The following is a 21,643-nucleotide window of genomic DNA, read 5'->3' as shown; positions in this document are numbered from 1 at the left end:
GTACAAAGTTGCTTCATAAAAGAACGATTGTTATATGTCTTCACTCGGTAAACGGACATCTTTGCAGAGTCATTTTAAAACCGAATTGAACTATGAAACGCATTTTATTTTCTTTATTTTTATTTCTGACCAGCATCGTTGTTTTTGCTGACGGCGGGTTTACGGTTGCCGATGTTTTTACGGATCATATGGTATTGCAACGTAATGCAAACGTGAAGATCTGGGGAAAAGCGGCAGACGGTTCGCAGGTTGAAGTGTTGTTTGAAGGACACAGTCGGAAGAGTAAGGCTGTTGATGGAAAATGGATGGTCACATTAAGGACCGGAGAAGCCGGAGGACCTTATAAATTAGAAGTCATAAATGGTAATAATAAGGTTAGTTTTAGAGATGTTTTCGTAGGTGACGTATGGCTGGCGGGTGGTCAGTCAAATATGGAGTTTGCTTTGCGCAGGGTGAAGGACGCGAAGACGGAAATCGATTTGGCTGATTATCCTCAGATACGTTATTATAAAGTACCGAGAAAATACTATCCGGAACACGAAGTGCCTGAAACATCCTGGAAGATTTGTACTCCTGAGACAGCACCGGAGTTTGCAGCTGTTGCTTACTACTTTGCGAAGAATCTGCATAAAGATTTGAATATTCCTATCGGTATCATTCAATTACCCGTAGGAGGAACGACGGTTGAGGCGTGGACGAGCCGGAAGTTACTGTTGTCCGATAAAGACTTCCGCCCTGTCATAGAGCGTTATGATAGTATTGCTGATGCTTATCAGCCTGGAGAGTACGAGAAAATATATGACCGTTATATTAAGTCTCTGGCAGAGTATAACAAATTATCAGCAGAAAAGAAACAATACATAGGTAAACCTACGGAACCTATGGGAAAATGGAATTTTCGTCGTCCGGTCGGTTTATCCGAAACGATGTTGAACGTTGTTAGTCCATATACTCTGAAAGGATTTATTTTCTATCAGGGAGAGTCGAATACAGCACGTGGAGCACAATATCGTAAACTGTTCCCCGCTATGATAAAGGAGTGGAGGGCGTCGTGGGGGCAGGGAGATATTCCTTTCCTGTTTGTACAGTTACCCCGATTTGAAACAAAGACCCGTTACTGGAATGAGTTGCGTGAAGCGCAATACCTCACCTCACTGCATGTGAAGAATACAGGTATGGCCGTTGCTTTTGACCAGGGAAATACCAAAGATATTCATCCGATAGTGAAAGATACAGTTGGCTGGCGCCTTGCACAGTTGGCTTTGGGTAAAGTTTATGGTAAGAAGATCGTCTATCAGGGGCCTGAATTTAGAAAGAAGACGAAAACCGGAGACGGCAGTTTACTTCTGGAATTTGCGAATGCGGGTACAGGGATTATTGCCAAAGACGGTTCTTCCTCGCTTTCCGGATTTATGGTTGCAGGTAAAGACGGTCAGTTTTATCCGGCTGAAGCAGTGATTGTTGATAACAATCGGGTACGTGTAAAGAGCAATCAGGTAAATAATCCTGTAGATGTCCGTTATCTCTGGGTGAATAGTGGATATATGAATTTCTTTAATAAAGAAGGTTTTCCCGCCCTTCCCTTCCGCACGGATAAATACAGGTTGGAAACGGAAGGCGTATGTGTCAATCCTGAACCGATGATACCCCAGCTTGATCTGTTCCTTTTCATTGGCCAGTCCAACATGGCAGGACGGGGATATATTACTGATAACTATAAAAGCAGTATAAAGGATGTATACTTGCTGACTCCGAACGGTGATATGGAACCTGCAAGGAATCCTTTAAATAAGTACTCTACTATCCGCAAGCAAATAGATCTGCAAGGGGTAGGCCCGGCCTATTCTTTTGCAAAGGCCATTGCAGATAAAACGGGGCGCAAACTTGGATTAGTGGTTAATGCACGCGGGGGGAGTTCCATAAACTCATGGTTGAAAGGAGCTAAGGATGATTATTATGGAGAAGCTTTGTCACGTATACGCCAGGCCATGAAGTACGGAACGTTGAAAGCGATTATCTGGCATCAGGGCGAAGCCGATAGCCGGAATCTGGAAGCGTATATGGCGAAGTTACAAAAGTTGGTTGCCGATTTGCGGGAAGATCTGGGAGATACAAAGCTCCCCGTCATTGTGGGAGAGATTGCCGAATGGCGGATGAATGGAACTTCGGATGCATTTAATAAGATGTTGCGTACGGTTCCCCGGCATATTCCCTATTCCTATTGTGTGTCATCCCGGGAATTGGTGCCCCTGATCAATGAAAATGACCCTCATTTTAGTGCTGACAGTCAGATAATCCTTGGTAGGAGATATGCTGAAGCGGCTTATAAAGCCTGTTACTCTAAAGAATAGAAATACCCATTAAAAGATAATTTATGAGCTTGAAGAAACAACTATTTTTAGTCTGTGGTGCTATTGTCATGCCCTTTTTGGGGCTACATGCAGATAATGTCAATGTAGCATTACACAAACCGGTCACTGCCTCATCGCAGCAGGAAGAGTTTCCGGCATCCAATGTGACGGATGGAATCGTTTCGCGTAAATCTACCTGGATGAGTGGTAAAAGTGCGCGTCCACCCCATACACTGGATATTAATCTCGAGAGATATTATAATATAAACCGGGTTGTTATCTATACAGGAATTCCGGATGCCGAACAAACAGAGCAGGAGAAAGGAAAAGCACCGGGATTCTGGTCGGTGAAGAATTTTAAGATTCAATACTGGGATGATGCCAACTGGACGGACCTGCCGGATACGGAATGCACGGAGAACAGGTTGGATAAGCTTGAGTTCACCTTTCATCCGGAGCTGCTCACTTTTCAGATTCGTCTGGTATCTACCGATGGTGAACCGATCCGTATTAATGAGTTTGAAGTATACGGTAAGGAGAAGGCGGGTATGCCGATTCCTGTTACTACAGGTGAAGCTCCAAGAGTTTCCCAGGAACCTTTGGAAAAGGAAATGCAGGTGACGGTGGCTAAAGAAATCATTGGTAAGTCCATGAAATACGTGGCTTACAATCAAGGATATTATTTACCCGGAAGTAATGTTTCCGGTTGGCTTGAATACTCTAATGTGAACAGTTTGCGCGTATGGACTTCTCTGAACGATTATATTCCTCAGTCCGTTGTGTTCAATGATAAAGAACTTTCCACATTGGAGGCTTTTGAGTCCTGCAAGAATGAGTTGCGAAACAATCCGGAGCATAACCGTTTCATTCAATGGGAACCTATCCTGGCGAAGTGTGGGGAAGCACATTTCTCTACCAATTCCATGGTATTCGAATACACGTTGAAAGAATTGAAACGTCTGAATATCGATGCTATTCTTCAGATAAATTCCACCGATTTTGATGGAACGTGGAGTAATAAATGGAAGCAGTGGCAGCGTTTCTATGCATTGGCTTTTTATGCGGCTAAGACGGGGGATGTAACCATGTATGCCATGCACAACGAACCGAATCATCGCCATGCCGGACCAATGAAGATCACCCAGTATGTAGATGCCATGAAAATAGTTTCGGATGCTGTTTATTGTGCCGTGCAGGATGTGAACAGGCTGTATGGGAAGAATCTGAAATCACGTTTTGTGAGTCCGGTTACAGCGGGTTCCAATACAAACTGGTGGGCCGAAGTCGTGAAGAATCTGCGTATAGACTATCGCGGCTTGCCTTCGGACAGGGATTTGATGGATATATTCTCTACCCATTCTTATAATCTTCCGGCAGCAGGTTATGCGTCCAAGGTTTCTGATATAAGAAAGATTATAGTGGAAAATCATCCTTTGAAACAACCGCTTCCGATCGTTTATACAGAAACAGGGCGTTGGATGAATGCATATCTGATCGATAAGGAAGAGACGATGGATTCTCCTTCCTTGTTCACAGAGTGGGCCGGTGAATATACAAACAATACGTTCAATCAAGGGTACGGAATGTGGGCTTTTAAGTTTGCCAATACTACCAGCGGAACATATCCACGTGGAATTAAGTCAGGACATCACTTTATCTGGCAAGGCAAACGGATTGTGGAGGATGCCTATACCAATGTGGCATTGGGTAAGAAAGCAATGGACCTGACTTCATCTCGCCCGGTAGCGGTGAAGGTAATAACCGATGGTAATAAGACAGATGCTTCCATGTGGGTGTCTCCGGATACGGATGCAGAGAAATACCTGGAAATTAATCTGGGAAAAAGCACTTCATTGGGTGGGGCTGTTGTCTATACGGGTTCGGCATATGGAGTTTATACGGCTCCCGACCGCGTGAAAAATTTCCGTTTGCAGTATTGGGACGGTACCGGATGGGCGGATATAAAAGAAACCGTTGAGAAAGATGCACGTTATGCGCAATCCTTTTTTCTGTTCGATGCTCCTGTAACTACTTCCAAAGTCCGCTTTGTTGCAACGGATAAGGGGAGTATCAAAGTGAGGGAAATCAAACTGTTTGATGCGGAGTCCGTCAAAGAGATTCCTTCCTCTTTTGATATAAGTGGCATTCAGCGTACGGGTGAAGTTGTTCGCCTGTTTGCTAAAGGATTTAAGGATGAACGTCCGTTGCTAAATACAGTGAAGTCGGTTGCTGATAATGATGTGGATGCGATAACTTCCTTTAATCCGGAAGAAATGAGATATTATGTATGGCTGGTACAACGGAAACTCTCTTCAAACTCTCTCACACTGGACCTGAAGTCGCTGAACCTTCCGGCAGGAACCAAGGTGATTGCCGAGGAAGTAAGTGCAAATGCTTATGGTGAAGTAGTCTGGATAAAAGAAACCTCAGAAGAAGGACAGCTTTCGTTTGAACTTCCTGCCCAGAGTGTAATGCTCCTTACCATTCCTATCTGTTCCAATGCTGCAAGTACACTGGTGGCAACGGCGGATGCAACCGTTAAGGCCGGGGCAAATAGTGAGAAAAACTTTGGTAAAGCCAAAGTGATAAATATAGAAATGAATGCTTCCCGAGCCAATGGCAATCAGGTTAGCTATCTCAAGTTCGACTTGTCGGGTATGAATAAAGAGAAAATGAATGCCGCTATACTCCGGCTGTATGGCAGTTCGTCAACCAAATCTCCCTATCGCTTCCATGTCTACGCGCTGGATAATAGTAATTGGGACGAAAGTACCCTGAACTGGAAGAATGCCCCCAATCTGGAAAAAGACCAGGTGCGCGTAACCGATGTAGGTAATACGGCACATGTAGCCGGTGAGATAGTTGTGACTGAAACAGCATCCTGGCATCAACTTGATGTCACTTCATTGATACGGAAATGCCGGCAGCCGGAAATTACATTTGTGTTGATCAGGGAAGTCCGCCAATTGGGAGATGATTCTGATAATAATAAGAATAGTTCCTTCGGAACCAGAGAATCTGTGAATAAACCGGCTCTGATAGTGTGGTAAGCGGAAAAGATTTATTTCGTTCGTACGATTGTGCTTTCTTTCCGTATGATTTTTAGATTCCGATTCTGTGTTTTTTGTGAATTTTGTCTTGTTCCTTTATTAGTAATATATAAATCTAATGTATTAAATGAAAAACTGTTGTTTTAAACTAATCTTATCGGTTGTATTTCTATTGATTATGGCCGATGTACATGCGCAGAACGTGCGGGTAACAGGTGTTGTGTCTGATACGCAAGGTCCGTTGATTGGCGTAAATGTTCGCGTGAAAGATTCTGCAACTGGTGTGATTACCGATATAAACGGTAAATATTCTCTTGAGGTACCTTCGAATTCTACACTCGTGTTTTCGTATATCGGCTATCTGAACCAGGAGCATAAGGTAGGTAATAAAGGTGTTATTAATGTAGTTATGGTAGAGGATACCAAGCAACTGGAAGAAGTTGTAGTCGTGGGCTATGGCTATCAGCGGAAAAGTGATGTCGCTACTTCTGTTGCTTCGGTTAAGACGGATGAACTGAAAAGTTACCCGGCAGGAAACGTAGCTGATATGCTTCGTGGACGCGTGGCCGGTGTTAATGTAACAAGTTCGTCGGGAAGACCGGGTTCCAATCCTAATATTACGGTTCGTGGTAACCGTTCTATCAGTGCATCCAATACTCCTTTGTATGTTATCGATGGTTCTATCTCAGACAGTGAAGAGTTCAGTACGCTGAGTGCGGAGAACATCGAGTCCATCGAGATTCTGAAAGATGCCGCTTCGCAGGCTATCTATGGTGCCCGTGCCAGCGATGGTGTTATCCTGGTGACAACGAAACGTGGTAGCCAAGGTAAGATGGAGGTAAGTTACAACGGATATGTAGGTATACAGTCTTTATGGCGCAACTTCGATTTCTACTCACCCGAAGAATATGTAATGTTGCGGCGTGAAGCAAAAGCCAATGATAAAGGTGTGATTGATGCACGCGAAATATCCATTGCCGAAGCTTTGGGAGACGATGTCATGCAGCAAGTGTGGGCAAGCGGACAATTTATAGATTGGGAGAAAGAGATGTTGAAGAATGCACTTTATCACAATCATGATGTAACGTTGCGCGGTGGAAATGATAAGATACGGATGGCTGCCGGTGTCAATTACTTCGATCAGGACGGAATGGTAGCCACCGGTTCCGGCTATCAGAAGGCGGCTTTTCGCCTGAATGTGGATTATAACATTAATAAGTGGATCAGCCTTGGTGTAAACTCGTCTTATGCTCTTACCAAATCCGATCGTGAAGACGGTAGTTTCAGTGAGTTTATTACCCGTACTCCGATTGCACAGATTTATAATGAAGATGGTAGCTATTCACGCTATATTAATTCTAATAATGATGTCAACCCGTTCTATAGAGCGGAAAACTATAAGCGTGAGATTTCCACCAATAGTTACCGTTTGAATGTTTTCCTGGAACTGAAACCTTTCAAAGGGTTCAATTACCGCCTGAATACATCGCTCTATAACAGAGAACAGGAAGATGGCGAAGCAAAAGGAGTGAATTATCCGGGTGGTGGAGCTACGGCTAAACTGACCGACAGGGAAGACAGAAGTTATCTGATTGAGAACATCTTTACATACAATGTCCCTATTAAAGACCAGAAGCACAAACTGACGATTACCGCAGTACAGTCCGTAGACCATAAGCAGACAAAGCAGTTGGGCTATGCTACCGACCAATTACCGGTGGATATGGATTGGAACTTCATCGCAAACGGCCAGTTTACAGGTTCTCCCATACGTTCCTTTACCGAGAATAACCTGGTTTCTTTCATGGGACGTGCTTCTTATATCCTGATGGATAGATATATTATGAATGTTGCAGTAAGAAGAGACGGCTCCAGTCGTTTCGGAAAGAATAACAAATGGGGTACATTCCCGTCTGTAGCCCTTGCATGGCGTGTGAATCAGGAGAAGTTCCTCCAGAATGCAACCTGGATCGATAATCTGAAACTGCGCTTGAGTTATGGTATCGTAGGTAATCAGAACGGTATTGGTAATTATACGACTCTTGGTCTGACTGACCAACTCAGATATGAGTTTGGCGATAATTCATATATGGGTTATCTTCCCGGAGCAGAACTTACCAATCCTAACCTGAAGTGGGAGCAATCCAGAACCGTCAACATGGGCTTGGACTTTGGTTTGTTCCGAAACAGACTGTCGGGTACCATCGAGTATTATAAAACCCGGACTACCGATTTGCTTGTTTATCGCGGATTGAATTCAGCCTTAGGTTACGAAAAGATGCTCGATAATCTGGGAGAAACGAAGTCGAGTGGTATTGATATCAGTGTTAGCGGTGACGTTATCCGTACAAAGGATTTCACATGGAGTCTGGGAGCTAACTTCAGCCAGTACTCCAATGAGATCGTGAAGATTGACGATCAGGTGGATGAGAACGGAAAACCGTTGAGCCAGCCCGGAAACAACTGGTTTGTAGGTAAACCTATCAATGTATATTACAATTATGAACCGGACGGTATTTATCAATACACAGATTTTGATATTACCCGTGATGCCTATGGTAAACTGACATATACCTTGAAACCGACCATTGATACGGATGGAGACGGTATACCCGACAAAGTCCTGGAACGTCAGGATGCAGTGGCACCGGGTTCCGTGAAAGTGAAAGACCTGAATGGCGACGGAAAGATTACGGCAGATGACCGTACCCCCATCTCCAAAGACCCGGACTTTACCCTGTCATTGAATACAAGTCTTAAATGGAAAGGCTTCGACTTCTTTATGGATTGGTATGGAGTATCCGGACGCAAGATTCAGAACGCCTATCTCTCAGAATCAAACAGTGGTGGTTCATTGCAGGGAAAATTGAACGGTGTGAAGGTGAATTACTGGACTCCGTTTAATCCTTCAAACGACTTCCCGCGTCCTACCCATAATTCGAATGTGACGTATCAGAGTGCCTTGGCTATACAAGATGCCTCTTACATCCGTTTGCGTACTTTGCAACTGGGATATACATTCCCCACCGCCTGGATTAAGAAAATCCAGCTTCAGAAGTTAAGAGTATATGCAACCGCTACGAATCTTCTTACGTTCACAGACTTCCTGTCGTATAGCCCGGAGTTGACTCCCGGTGCATATCCTGAGTCAAGACAGTTTGTGTTTGGAGTAAATTTGTCATTCTAATTATTAAAGACCGAAAAAATGAAGAAAAGATTATATATAGCAGCTTTAGCAATTGCAGCAATTGCGACGTTGCCTTCCTGTGAAGACTTTCTTAATCCTGAATCGAAGACGGACATCACTTACAACTATCTGATAGGTACTCCCGATGGTCTGAGCCGCGCCGTGATAGGATTATACAATATGGAGAGACAGATAGCCAATGGAGATGGAGGTAACCTGTACGTCGTAAATATGTGCGACTATAACACGGACATCATGGTGTTCCGTGCAGGAACAAGTGCAGCTATTGCCCGTCTCAATACGCTATTGCCTAACAATGCGGATGTCGAATCATTCTGGACACACCATTATTCCATTATAGGCAAAGCCAATGAAATCATTGTAAGTGCCGAGAACCTGGGGCTTGATGACGAAGTTGTCCATAAGGCATGGGCTGAGGCTAAGTTCTTCCGCGGACATGCATACTTTGAACTATGGAAACGTTTTGAACGTCTCTATCTGAATACACTTCCTACTACGGTAGATAATCTGGTGCGTGACTATAAACCGGCATCTACGGAAGAAGTATTCACTCTGATCAAAGGTGACCTGGAAGATGCAATAGCCACCCTTGCCTGGGATATCCCGAATAAGGACTATGGCCGTATCACTAAGGCAGCTGCCAAACATGTGAGAGCGCAGGTAGCCATGTGGGAAAAGGACTATGATAAAGCAATAAAAGAGTGTGAGGATATCTTCAGGGATGGCACGATGTACTCCCTGATGCCGAAGACGGAAGATGTTTTCAGCGGAGCGGACTTGCGTAACTCCGAAGTGCTGTGGTCCTACCAATTCTCAGAGAACCTGGGAGGTGGCGGAAGCGGTACTCCATTGATGGGACACCGTCTTGCTATTATTACCACTACCCGCTATCAGTCTAATGCCGGATGTACCTTTGAAGCAGCCCAGGGTGGTTACGGTTGGGGACGTGTTTATCCGAATACTTACTTGTTCGGTCTGTATGATAAGGAAAAGGATACCCGCTATGAAAAGCTCTTTATCCACAAGTTCTATTACAATGATCCCACTAATGCCAATTATGGCAAAGAGATACCAGCCGATTTGTATGGCAGTTCTGCCGGATACCTGGAGAAACTGCATCCGATGTCAAAGAAGCATTTTGATCAATGGACCAATGCTACACAGCCTGACAGGACTTCCAGTTTCAAGGACCTGATCGTTTACCGTCTGGCAGAGACCTACCTGATGTGTTGTGAGGCTTACTTCCATCGCGACGGCGGTTCGAGTTCCGAAGCCATCGAATACTATAACAAGACGTGGAGCAGAGCAGGTAATGCCCGTGAGAACGGTCCGCTTACCCTTGATATGATTCTGGATGAATACGCCCGTGAACTGCACTTCGAAGGAGTACGCTGGCCATTGTTGAAACGTCTTGGACTCCTCTACGACCGGGCTCGTGAACACTCGGGCGACTTGAAGTCGGAAGACCCGTATCTGGATACCGACTATGCCTTGTGTCGTGATTACTTCGTGAAAGGCAAACACGAAATATGGCCTATACCACAGAAGCAGATAGACCTGATGGGAGCAGAGAACTTCCCGCAGAGCGATCCGTGGAAATAGGAGAGTTGACTTTAAATTATAAATTAAAAACAGAATCATAATATGAAAAAACTAACTCTGGTTTCATTGATTTTGAGTATGATACTGATTTCATGTAAAGAGCGTGGAGAAGTGCGTATCATGCCGGAATTTAATTATGACCAAACCACTATAAATATATCGAAGAATGAAGGTTCTTCTGCAACGGCTCTTATTTATACGACGGAGGGTGAGGTTACCGCCGAGTATACGGCAGACTGGCTCTCGGTAGATGTGAATCCGAAACGTGCCATTTATAAAGCTACGGCTGCCAATGAAACTGGTGAACCGCGTTCTACTGTCGTGAAGTTGGTTTCCGGAGAGTTCTCTGTAGATGTAACAGTGACTCAATCAGATAAGGATGCTTCGGAAGAGAAGGCTTTGAAAGTGGGACAAGTGACAGAAGACGGACTCGGTATGATATTCTGGGTTGACCCGTCTGATCCGGAATCCGGAAAGGCTATCTCACTGGAACGTTGGGGCGGCAATCCGTATGAAGCATCTATCATGCCTCATGGCGCTCTGTCGGCAGTAGACGGCCCGGCGAATACAGCTCTGTTTGTAAATGCAGGTCCTAATGATGCTGCCGCCTTGTGTACAGCATTGGGAGAAGGTTGGTATTTACCGGCATCCAATGAATTGCTCGATTTGTTTGACGCATACAATGGTATCGGGCATGAAGACCCGGCATTCACCAATGCAGTGCCTGCCAGTATCAGCGATACGGAAAAGGCAGCCCGTGCCATGTTAGACCAGTACCTGACCGATTTGGGTGGAGCGGTTATAAATGCAGCGGCTGATACGGGCAATGGTGAAAGCTACTGGGCAAGTACGGAAAGTGAAGATGGGCAGAAAGCAAGATACGTCCGTTTCGGTAAGTATGGACTTGACTTTGGTGCCAAGACGGGTACAAGCCGCTTCGTACGTGCCATGAAAGTGATAGGTAACTATAAGTTCCCCGAAGAACCTGCCACACTGACCGTTACCCCTACTCAGGTTGGACTGACCAGTGAAGCCGGTGCTACGGCAGAGTCTACCGTAACTACGAATAAGAGTTCGTATACGGTAACCATTGAAGGTGATGGCTCCACATGGCTTTCCGTAAGCAAGGCAGAAAACAAGATTACATTCACCGCTTTGTCGGAGAATACCACGGATGGTTCGCGTACGGCGACTGTGACCGTCGTGGCCGGTTCCGGTGAAGGCCAGGCTACGGCTACCATTACCGTAAGCCAGCAGAAAGCTATAGCTGTGGAACCTTTCACAATAGGTGAGTATGTGACGAAAGATGGAGATACGGAACTTGCTGAAGGCGGTATTGTGTTCTGGGTGGATCCGGCAGATCCTTCCAAAGCTAAGATCGTGTCCCTTAAGCGGGAGAGCCTGAAGTGGACAAACGGATTTGCCGATGGTTTTGGTGTAACGGATGGTGAAGATGGATATGCCAATACGCAGACCATAGCACAGAGCGAACATGCAGCAGACATTCCGGCAATACAATATTGTAAGGAGAGAGGTGAAGGCTGGTATTGGCCGGCAAAAGACGAACTGGTGGCTTTATATGATGCCTACAACGGAAACCATAGTTCGAGCCTGCTTCCCGGTCAGCTCCCGGCGGAAGAACAGGCTGCACGTGCTGCGTTCGATAAAATATTCACCGATCATGGTGGTGTGATCCTGAATACCATGGGAGATACGGAGAATGGTGACAGTTATTGGGCAAGTACGGAGACTACCGACGGTAAGAAAGCTTGCTATATACGTTTTGGTAAATATGTCAGTACCAATAACGCCAAGACCGGAAGTGCACGTTATGTTCGTTGTGTGAGAAGTGTTTCCAAATAAAATCTTTAAAGGCAAATATCATGAAAATAAAATCATTTTATATAACGGCATCCTTTGCGTGTCTGTTTATGTTGACTTCATGTGTAGACTATGAAGTGAAAGATCCTAACTTCATGCCGCCGGACGTTGTTTTGGACGAGGGTGACGATGATGAGATTATAGAGGGGTTGCCGACTCCCGGAGAGATGCAGGCTTACAGTCCTTCACTTCTGGGTAAACCGTACCGCCCGATCAAGGTGAAGTATTCGAGCCAGTTTCCACCGGTTGCCAGCTGGACTGAAGCGAATACCCGCATCGTGGCTTATATGGGCGAGTATAAACCAAGCATAAAAACAGAGAGTGACTATAAGGCTATCACCAATAAATATGGTAGCCTTACCACAGGTGCCAAGCAACAAGCCACAGGACGCTTTTATGTGAAGAAAGTCAACGGTCGTTGGTGGATTATCGATCCCGAAGGATATCCTCACTATGAAAGAAGTGTGACTTCCCTCAGGTATGGTTCTTCTTCGCGTAATAAAGAAGCCTGGAACAAGCGCTTTGGTAATGATAATATGTGGTTGTCGAAGACACAATCGGAACTGGCTTCCATTGGTTTCCACGGTACCGGTGCTTTCTGTACCAATACTTACAGCAAGATTCAGACACATAACCAGAGCAATCCCAATGCACCTATGACTCTTGCACCTTCGTTCGGCTTCCTCAGCCAGTTCAGATCGCAGAACGGGCATGCTTATCCGGGAAATACTTCCGATAATGAACTGGGACTTGTGTTGTACAGTGATTGGGCGGAGTTCTGTAAGACTTATATCCGTTCGGCCATGGCGTCTTATTTGAATGATGCGAATGTATTGGGCTTCTTTTCGGATAATGAGATAAACTTCTCTTCGCAGAATTCAAGAATACTGGATCGCTTCTTGCAACTGACCGACCGGACAGATGTCGCCTACCTGGAAGCTAAGAAGTTTATGGAAGAGAAGAATGCAACAAGTGTTACCGATAACCTGAATAGTGAGTTTGCCGGCAGGTTGGCCGAACTCTATTACAAGGGAGTCAAGGAAGCCATTAAAGAGATTGATCCGGGAATGATGTACCTGGGAACCCGTCTGCATGGAACACCGAAATATCTACAACATGTGGTGGCGGCTGCGGGTAAGTATTGCGATATCATCTCTATCAATTACTATAGCCGTTGGAGCCCGGAGCTGACTACCTATGTGAAGCAGTGGGGTGAAGATTGGGCGGATGCTCCCTTTATGGTTACTGAGTTTTATACAAAGGGTGTGGAAGATTCTGACCTGAACAACCAGTCGGGTGCCGGATTCTCCGTTCCTACTCAGAATGACAGGGCGTACGCATACCAGCATTTCACTTTGGGTTTGTTGGAAGCCAAGAACTGTGTCGGCTGGCATTGGTTCAAGTATCAGGATGATGATGGTACGGACAATAGCAGTAAGCCCGCTAATAAAGGGGTTTATGACAACTATTACGAGATGTATCCCTATCTGAGTAAGTTCATGAAGGAAGTAAATTACAATGTTTACAACCTTATTGAGTATTTTGATAAATAAACAGATTTATCAGATTGACATTTTGAATTTCTAAAGCCCCGGGAGTCTCTGCTTTGCAGCCCGGGGAGAGGAGGTTTGTAAATTCGCGAATGAAAATCTATATTTGTCAGATTATGAGTTGGATATATAAATACATACAACTCTAAAAAACGGGAAATTGCTTGTTCGGGCTCTTTGACCATAAGGCTTTTGCAGAATATATGCTTCTTTGGTACAGAAACTATATATCTAATGTGCAGGAACTATATATCTGACGCGTTGGAACTATATATCTGATACGTCAGAACTATAGATGCAATCTGCAGAATATAGAGTTCCTGTACATAGAATATGTATAACGGACGTATATTATGCAATATGCCGCATTTATATTCAAAGACGGGAGGCGCTGATGGCCTGTTTTGTCTTTCCGGATAAAATGCATTGTAAGGCAAAAGCCTGTTTTCCTCTCTTTTTGTAAAGACAAATGGGAAATACCGGTATTTTAAGAAATAAAACAAATAAATATAAACCTTTAAAAGGATGATGATGAGAAACGGAAAGAAAGTTTTAGTTATAGGTTTGGTTCTGTTGGCAGGATTCACCTCTTCGGCATCGGCAGTGACAAAAGGTATGAAAAAGGTTGTTGAGGATGCGCTCGACTTCTCTGTCAGACAGTCAATGTCCATGTTCGGTGAGATGAAAGATCAGAAAGGCATATTGCCCAGAACGGCGAAGGATGGAGAGATGATTACCTGCGATTCCGGTTGGTGGACAAGTGGTTTCTATCCCGGTACGTTATGGTATTGTTATGAGTATAGCAATGATCCGCAGGTGAGGGCAGCCGCCGAGGAAATGACTTTGCGTGTGGAAAAACAGAAGTATACGACCAGCAATCACGATGTTGGTTTTATCATCAATTGCAGTTTCGGCAATGGCTACCGCCTTACCCGTAATGAAGCTTACAGGGAAGTGATAGAGACTGCGGCCAAATCCTTATCCACCCGCTTCCATCCGGTGACGGGTTGCACCCGCTCGTGGAACAGCAAGAAATGGCAGTTCTCCGTAATCATTGATAACATGATGAATCTGGAGCTTTTTACGGTAGCCTCATCCATGACGGGAGATAATTCTTACTATAATAAAGCGAAATCTCATGCCGACCGTACAATGATCAATCATTTCCGTCCGGATGGCAGTTCGTACCATGTGGTTAGCTATGATACGATTACAGGAAAGGTGCTGAACCAGGTGACACATCAGGGGGTAAGCGACCAGTCCGCCTGGTCGCGTGGACAGGCATGGGGATTGTATGGATTCACCATGATGTATCGTCAGACGGGTAAGAAAGAGTATCTGGACCATGCTATAAAAGTCGGTAAGTACATTATGAACCACCCGCGTTTGCCTAAAGATAAAATCCCTTATTGGGACTTTGATACTCCCGATATTCCGAAAGCTGATAGAGATGCTTCGGCCGGTGCCATTATGGCGTCGGCTTATGTGGAGCTGAGTACTTATGTAGAAGGCGAACTGGGCAAGCAATTCCTTGCAATAGGTGAACAGCAAATAAAGTCGTTGGCTTCTCCGGCCTATCGTGCCAGGAAAGTGGGCGATAACAATCATTTTATCATTAAGCATTGCACTGGTTTCATGGCAAAGCAGTATGAGATAGATGCTCCATTGACGTATGCCGATTATTATTTTGTAGAGGCTTTGCTTCGCTATAAGAATTTGTTGGAAGGGCGTCCCGTAGTTGAGACGATTACGGCTTTCTCTGAAAATCCGGACCGTTCCGCTTGGTTGAGTTCACTCCATCGTATCTCCTATCCGTTGCTGGCGAATATGGCGAAAGGTGAACTTCGTAAAAATATGCCGGTTGAATCTATCGCCGCCGATATGCAGAAAAGAAGAGAAGTGACACATCTGGAAGCTTTGGGCAGACTGATTACAGGTATTTCGGCTTGGCTGGAACTGGGACCCGACAATACGATAGAGGGTAAACTGCGTGCCCGGTACATCGATTTGGCTTTAAAGTCGATTGCCAATGGAGTTGATCCGGAATCGCCCGATTACCTGAACTTCAATAATGGACGTCAACCCTTGGTGGATGCAGCTTTCCTGGCTCATGGATTACTGAGAGCCCGTACACAACTGTGGGATAAACTGGATAAGACCACTCAGGAACGGGTAATCAAGGAGCTCAAATCATCGAGAGTAATAAAACCTTCCGAAACCAATTGGCTGTTTTTCTCGGCAATGGTGGAGGCTGCCTTAAAGGAATTTACCGGCGAGTGGGAGTATGACCGGGTGAAATATGCCTGTGACCGCTTTGAGCAGTGGTATAAGGGAGATGGCTGGTACGGTGACGGGGCCGAATTCCATCTGGACTATTACAACAGTTTCGTTATCCACCCGATGATGGCGGAAGTGCTGGGTGTGATGAAGAAACACCAGATAGAAGGTGCCATACCTTACGAACTTGAACTCGAACGCTATGCCCGCTATGCAGAGCAACAGGAAAGAATGATTTCTCCCGAAGGGACTTTCCCGATAGTGGGTCGTTCATTGGCTTACCGTTTCGGGGCTTTCCATGCCTTGTCCGACGTTGCTTACCGGAAATTGCTTCCGGAAAGAGTGAAACCTGCACAAGTGAGATGTGCACTGACAGCAATTATCAATCGGCAGACACAAGCTCCTGGAACATTCAACCCCGAAGGATGGCTGCGGGTGGGCTTTGCCGGCTATCAGCCTCATATTGGAGAGAGTTATATTTCAACAGGTAGCTTGTACTTGTGCTCTGCCGTGTTTGTAGCCCTCGGTTTGCCGGAATCAGATGAGTTTTGGGCTTCGCCTGCAGCAGACTGGACTTGCAAGAAGGGATGGGCAGGCGTCGATCTGGATGTGGACAAGGCTTTGAAGAAATAAGGATGAATTCTAAGAAAAATTGCTTATGAAGAAATTAGCAAGTGTCGTGTTGTATGGATGTGGCATTTCATTGTTTGCTTCCTCTTGTGTGCAGAAAGCTGAAGAAAAGAAATTGAATGTCCTTTTCATCATGACCGACCAGCAGAGATATGATATGCTGAGTTGCGCAGGCAATCGCTATGTCAATACCCCTTCACTGGACCGTCTGGCAGAGAATGGTGTCAGGTTTGAGCATAATTATTGTGCAAATCCTGTATCTATGCCGTCACGTTTTGCAATGGCAACGGGGCGTTATGCCGGTGAAATAGGTTATACAAATAACTCCACCAAGCCGGATACTTTAAGAGTCTTGCCTGTTGCCCGTGAAAATTCAGTTGGGAATCTTTTCCGTAATGCCGGCTATCAGACAACCTATTCCGGTTACCCGGGCTTTTATTGTGGAAAGACTCACATGGAGGAGTATGGTTTTACCCAGAATGGTACGGATTATTACGAGGGGCCTGCTGATTTTGCCGAGAACTTTTTTGCTGGTTATAATCCGGCTCAGGATGAACCTTTTTTCCTATATCTCTCTTTCATGAATCCTCATGATATTTGTTACGGGGCAGGTTTTGATCCGAGATTTCCCGATGAGCTGCGTCCTCATCAGATAGCTGCTACGCAGAAGTATATAGATTTGCGTAAAACACTAAGTGATGAAGAATTTCGTGCACAGATACCTCCCGTACCTGCCAATGTGGGACCTAACGGGACATATGCCGAAATGAAGGAAATCGGTTCCGGCTCCCGTGACTGGACAGAAGGGCAGTGGGACTTTTATCGCTGGATGTACTGCCGGCTTGTAGAAGATGTGGAACAACAGATCGGGCGTATCCTGACTGCGTTGGAAAACTCCGGTCTGGCAGATCATACGATCGTCGTCTTTACTTCAGATCATGGAGAGATGGGACAGTCTCACGGTCTTGTTTTTAAAAGCCGTTTGTTTGAAGAAGCTACCCGTACACCGCTTATTATTTCCGGTCCGGGAGTGAAGAAAGGAGTTGTAGACTCAAAAAGCCTGACTAGTGGAATTGATCTGGTACCTACGCTATGCGACCTGGCAGGAATTCCCGTACCGGAGAACTTGTCCGGTAAGTCACTGAAACCGGTTCTGACGGGGCAAACGGATAAGATTGACCGTGAATATATTATCGTAGAGTCTAGTTCAGGCTATCAGATTAATGACGGACGTTATAAGTATACAGCCTTTACGCGTGGAGATAAGGAAGCGTCTTTGATGGATATCCTGACTGATCCTGGCGAAATGGCCGATAAGGTTGATGATCCGGCTTATGTAGCGGAGAAGGAACGCTTACACGGTTTATTGATGAAGGAAATTAAAAAAATAACAGAACAGGCTCCGGCAGAGAAATAAGCCGGAAGTTCTATTAACCTTAGTATTGGCATGAAGAATAAATTATCCCTTTTATTGGTGTCTTTTTTTCTCTTCTCCTGTGCGGAGAACAAACAGGTAACGGAACAGCAGACTACGTTTTGTAATCCGATGAATCTGGAGTACGGCTGGGGATGTTTCCAGAAGAGAGAGAAGAAAGCCCGTACGGCTGCCGATCCGGTAATCGTATTGTTCAAAGACAAATATTATCTCTTTACTACAATGGATATCGGCGGTTATCGTGTATCCGACGACTTGATAACATGGAAGGATGTCTATTTTAACCCGGAGATACATGCATCTGCCCTTGATATTGACCATTATGTGGCACCTGCTGTAGCTGCGGATGATAATTATGTCTATTTTATAAACTTTACCCGCGACCGTTCCAAGAAGAAAGTAGACGTGATTCGCTCTGCTGACCCGGAAAATGGAAAATGGGAAAAATGCGGTGAGGTACGGCGTATGGCCGATCCTTGTCTGTTCATTGATGACGGGCGTTTTTATTTCTATTATGGGCTGGGTGCAGAACAATCTACCACTTTCTTTGAAGTGAATCCCGAGACTTTTGAGGAAATAGAAGGTACGAAGAAGGTGCTCCGTGAATATATCACGGACGTTAAAGAGTGCACTTCCGGTTATCACTTCGGGCGCAGAGAACTGTATGATGAAATCGACGCTTCTGCCTGGATGGGTAAGTTCGAGAAGATACCTTGCCCTGAGGGTGCCTGGATTGTGAAGAACAATGATAAGTATTACCTGCAATATGCCACACCGGGAACCATTTGTAACTGGTATTGCGATATCGTTATGGAGAGTGACAGTGCGAATGGAGGTTTTGTTGAACAGCCTTACAATCCTGTTTCGTTGAAGGTAGGTGGTTTTATTGGTGGGGCAGGCCATAGTTGTGTATTCAAAGATAAGTATGGTAATTGGTGGCAGGCAACTTCCATGTGGATTGGTAACCACGATGAATTTGAGAGAAGAATCGGATTGTTCCCGGTATCATTTGATGCGAAAGGGCGGATGAGAACTCATACCGTATTGGGTGATTATCCGATGCTATTGCCTCAGAAGAAGTTTGAGCCGCAGGATATCTCTGCTTTCGGTTGGATGCTTCAGTCTTTCAATAAAGCTTGTGTGGCTTCTTCTTCGCTTCCGGGCTTTGAACCGGAGAAAGCAGCAGATGAGAATGTCAGGACGTGGTGGTCGGCAGAAAGCGGTAATGCAGGTGAGCATTTCGTAATGAACTTTGGTAAGAAAGTACAGATAAACTCTGTTCAGATCAACTTTGCCGAACAGGATATAAATCCGGAGGCTCCCAAAGAGACAGACTATCATGCCTATAAACTGTATACTTCGAACGATGGGCATACCTGGAAGCTGCTTGCTGATAAGTCCGGAAACAAAACAGCGGTTCCTCATGAATATCTGGAACTCTCCGGACCTGTAGAAGCTTCTTATATGAAAGTGGAGAATGTGCATACTCCCAAAGAAGGTAAATTTGCACTGTTGGATTTGCGGGTATTCGGTTCCGGTTATTCGGATAAGCCCGGACAGGTGAAAGAACTTTCTGTGAAAAGAAACCAGGAAGATGAAAGATACGCCTCGCTTGCCTGGAATAAAGTATCCGGTACCGACGGTTATTTGGTCCGCTTTGGTTATCAGCCCGATTTTCTGAACCAATGTATTCAGGTGAAGGGAAATGAAACCACTGAGCTTTTGCTGCATATTCTCACTAAAGGCGTGAAGTATTATTATCGTGTGGATACCTATAATGATAGTGGAATTACGGAAGGTAATGTTATTTCGGAGTAGGGCTTTGGTTTTTCTCCCTATGTTGACTTGTGCCGGGCTTATGCAAGCTCAGCACAAGCCTAATATTGTTATCATCTTTACCGATGATCAGGGATATCAGGACCTTGGTTGCTACGGATCGCCGTTGATACAAACCCCGGCAATAGACGGGATGGCAAGGGAAGGGCTAAAACTGACAGACTTCTATGTATCTGCTTCTGTCTCCAGTGCCTCACGTGCGGGCCTTTTAACGGGACGGCTGAATACCCGGAATGGAGTGAAAGGAGTATTCTTTCCGGAATCCGAAGGTATGCCTTCCGAAGAGATTACCTTGGCAGAAGCATTGAAAGAACAAGGTTATGCAACAGGTTGTTTCGGTAAATGGCATCTGGGTGACTTGAAAGGTCATCTGCCCACAGATCAGGGGTTTGATAAATACTTCGGTATTCCTTATAGTAACGATATGTATATCGGTCCTTCTCAAAAATTTGCTTCTAATGCTGTGTTTAGAGATGGGTATACTCTGTCTGAAGCTAAAGCGGACCAGGACTTTGTGAGAAATGCTCCCAACAGAGCGACGATAAAAAAGAAACTCAATAGTGTATCTCCTTTGTTTGAAGGCGATGAAATCATAGAATATCCTTGTGATCAGTCTACTACTACCCGTCGTTATTTTGATAAAGCGATTGAGTTTGTAGGGCAGAATAAAGAGAAACCTTTCTTTGTTTACATTACTCCTTCGATGCCCCATATTCCTTTATTCGCATCCGAGCAGTTCAGAGGCAAGAGTAAACGTGGGCTTTATGGAGATGTTGTGGAAGAAATAGACTGGAATGTCGGACGCTTTCTCAACTATCTGGATCAACAAGGATTGGCGGAAAATACGTTGGTTATTTTTGCATCTGATAATGGACCGTGGTTAGGTTATAAAGAAGATAGCGGTTCTGCCGATCCGTTACGTGGCGGTAAATTCTCGTATTATGAAGGCGGGGTACGTGTACCTTGTATTCTGCGTTGGAAGGGTACTATCCCGGCAGGAATAACCAGTGATGCGATAATTGCCAGTATTGACCTATTCCCAACAATAATGCATTATGCCGGTTGCAGGTCGTTCAGGCAGAAGATTGATGGAGTGGATATATCATCATTCTTGGAAAATCCTTCTTTGCGGTTGCGTGATGAGTATGTCTATGTAAAAGGTGGTGAGGTGCATGGAATACGTAAAGGAGATTGGGTTTATTTGCCTAAAACGGGAAATAGTAAGTTTAAGGAAGGTGATGTGCCTGAGTTGTTTAATTTAAAACGGGATATTGGAGAAACTAATAATCTCCATCTGGAATATCCTGAAAAGGTGAAAGAATTACAGGAAGTAATGCAGCTATACCAGGCTTTAAAAGTTAAAAAATAGACTTTTAGGGTATCGTTAATGAAAAAAGATATGTTTTTTTGCAACCTGTGACTCTCTTTCTGCGTCTAATAGATAAATAAAAAACAGAAGAGCTATGAAAGTAAATTTATCCATGGATGATATCCGTACAAAAGTAGAAGAGTATATAAAGAAAGCAGGTCGTGCTACAGGTCGTCCTGTGCTTACAGCTTATTATGTAATGACAGCCGATACGACTCCCGATAGTGAGCGCACCAATATAATGCTTGCTTTGGTAGCCATCGTCTTCCCTACCAGTATAGAGGATGTTCTGGGACAACTCTTTATGGTAGGTAAAGGTTTTGCTGCTGTCTATGCTTATAAGAAGGTAAAGAAATATATCACTCCCCAGATTAAAGATAAAGTAGAGGCAAAATTGGATGAGTGGTTCCATGATAATGTGACGGAGGTGGAGCCATTGTATTTGGAATAACAG

General features: G+C 44.8%; 11 protein-coding genes. All 11 read left to right on the top strand.

Annotated features, from left to right (window positions below; translation table 11 throughout):
* Positions 1 to 92 precede the first annotated feature (92 nt).
* The 11 genes from DWW10_RS08960 (at position 93) to DWW10_RS08910 (ending at position 21,640) form a co-directional block, all read left to right on the top strand.
* Entirely contained in the window at positions 93 to 2,351 is a 2,259-nt protein-coding gene (locus DWW10_RS08960; protein ID WP_022392991.1) for a sialate O-acetylesterase, read from the top strand.
* Between the two features lie 23 nt (positions 2,352 to 2,374).
* Positions 2,375 to 5,401 (top strand): DNRLRE domain-containing protein, encoded by a 3,027-nt coding sequence (locus DWW10_RS08955; RefSeq protein WP_022392990.1) that lies wholly within the window; start codon positions 2,375 to 2,377, stop codon positions 5,399 to 5,401.
* 127 nt (positions 5,402 to 5,528) lie between these two features.
* On the top strand, positions 5,529 to 8,588 hold the full coding sequence (locus DWW10_RS08950) for a SusC/RagA family TonB-linked outer membrane protein (protein ID WP_022392989.1): 3,060 nt from the start codon (positions 5,529 to 5,531) through the stop codon (positions 8,586 to 8,588).
* A gap of 18 nt (positions 8,589 to 8,606) precedes the next feature.
* The gene (locus DWW10_RS08945; protein ID WP_022392988.1) at positions 8,607 to 10,211 is read left to right on the top strand and encodes a RagB/SusD family nutrient uptake outer membrane protein; all 1,605 of its coding nucleotides are present in this window, start codon (positions 8,607 to 8,609) and stop codon (positions 10,209 to 10,211) included.
* Positions 10,212 to 10,253: 42 nt separating this feature from the next.
* Positions 10,254 to 12,074, top strand: coding sequence for a BACON domain-containing protein (locus DWW10_RS08940; RefSeq protein ID WP_022392987.1), 1,821 nt, complete (start codon positions 10,254 to 10,256; stop codon positions 12,072 to 12,074).
* Between the two features lie 20 nt (positions 12,075 to 12,094).
* Entirely contained in the window at positions 12,095 to 13,645 is a 1,551-nt protein-coding gene (locus DWW10_RS08935; protein WP_022392986.1) for a hypothetical protein, read from the top strand.
* Between the two features lie 522 nt (positions 13,646 to 14,167).
* Positions 14,168 to 16,552, top strand: coding sequence for a DUF2264 domain-containing protein (locus DWW10_RS08930; protein ID WP_022392985.1), 2,385 nt, complete (start codon positions 14,168 to 14,170; stop codon positions 16,550 to 16,552).
* 25 nt (positions 16,553 to 16,577) lie between these two features.
* Positions 16,578 to 17,966: a sulfatase family protein gene (locus DWW10_RS08925; protein WP_022392984.1), complete on the top strand. Its 1,389-nt coding sequence runs from the start codon at positions 16,578 to 16,580 to the stop codon at positions 17,964 to 17,966.
* A gap of 30 nt (positions 17,967 to 17,996) precedes the next feature.
* On the top strand, positions 17,997 to 19,802 hold the full coding sequence (locus DWW10_RS08920) for a family 43 glycosylhydrolase (protein ID WP_022392983.1): 1,806 nt from the start codon (positions 17,997 to 17,999) through the stop codon (positions 19,800 to 19,802).
* A 19-nt stretch (positions 19,803 to 19,821) separates the two neighbouring features.
* Positions 19,822 to 21,189 carry a sulfatase family protein gene (locus tag DWW10_RS08915; protein WP_022392982.1) on the top strand — a complete coding sequence of 456 codons (1,368 nt, stop codon included), beginning with the start codon at positions 19,822 to 19,824 and terminating at the stop codon, positions 21,187 to 21,189.
* A 94-nt stretch (positions 21,190 to 21,283) separates the two neighbouring features.
* A complete protein-coding gene (locus tag DWW10_RS08910) occupies positions 21,284 to 21,640 on the top strand; it encodes a hypothetical protein (RefSeq protein ID WP_022392981.1) in 357 nt (118 codons plus the stop codon).
* The last annotated feature ends 3 nt before the right edge of the window (positions 21,641 to 21,643 follow it).

The organism is Bacteroides intestinalis, from assembly GCF_003464595.1.
Classification (GTDB): domain Bacteria; phylum Bacteroidota; class Bacteroidia; order Bacteroidales; family Bacteroidaceae; genus Bacteroides; species Bacteroides intestinalis_A.
The sequence above is the reverse complement of the archived record's forward strand: the minus strand, read 5'-3'. Positions and strand labels throughout refer to the sequence as shown.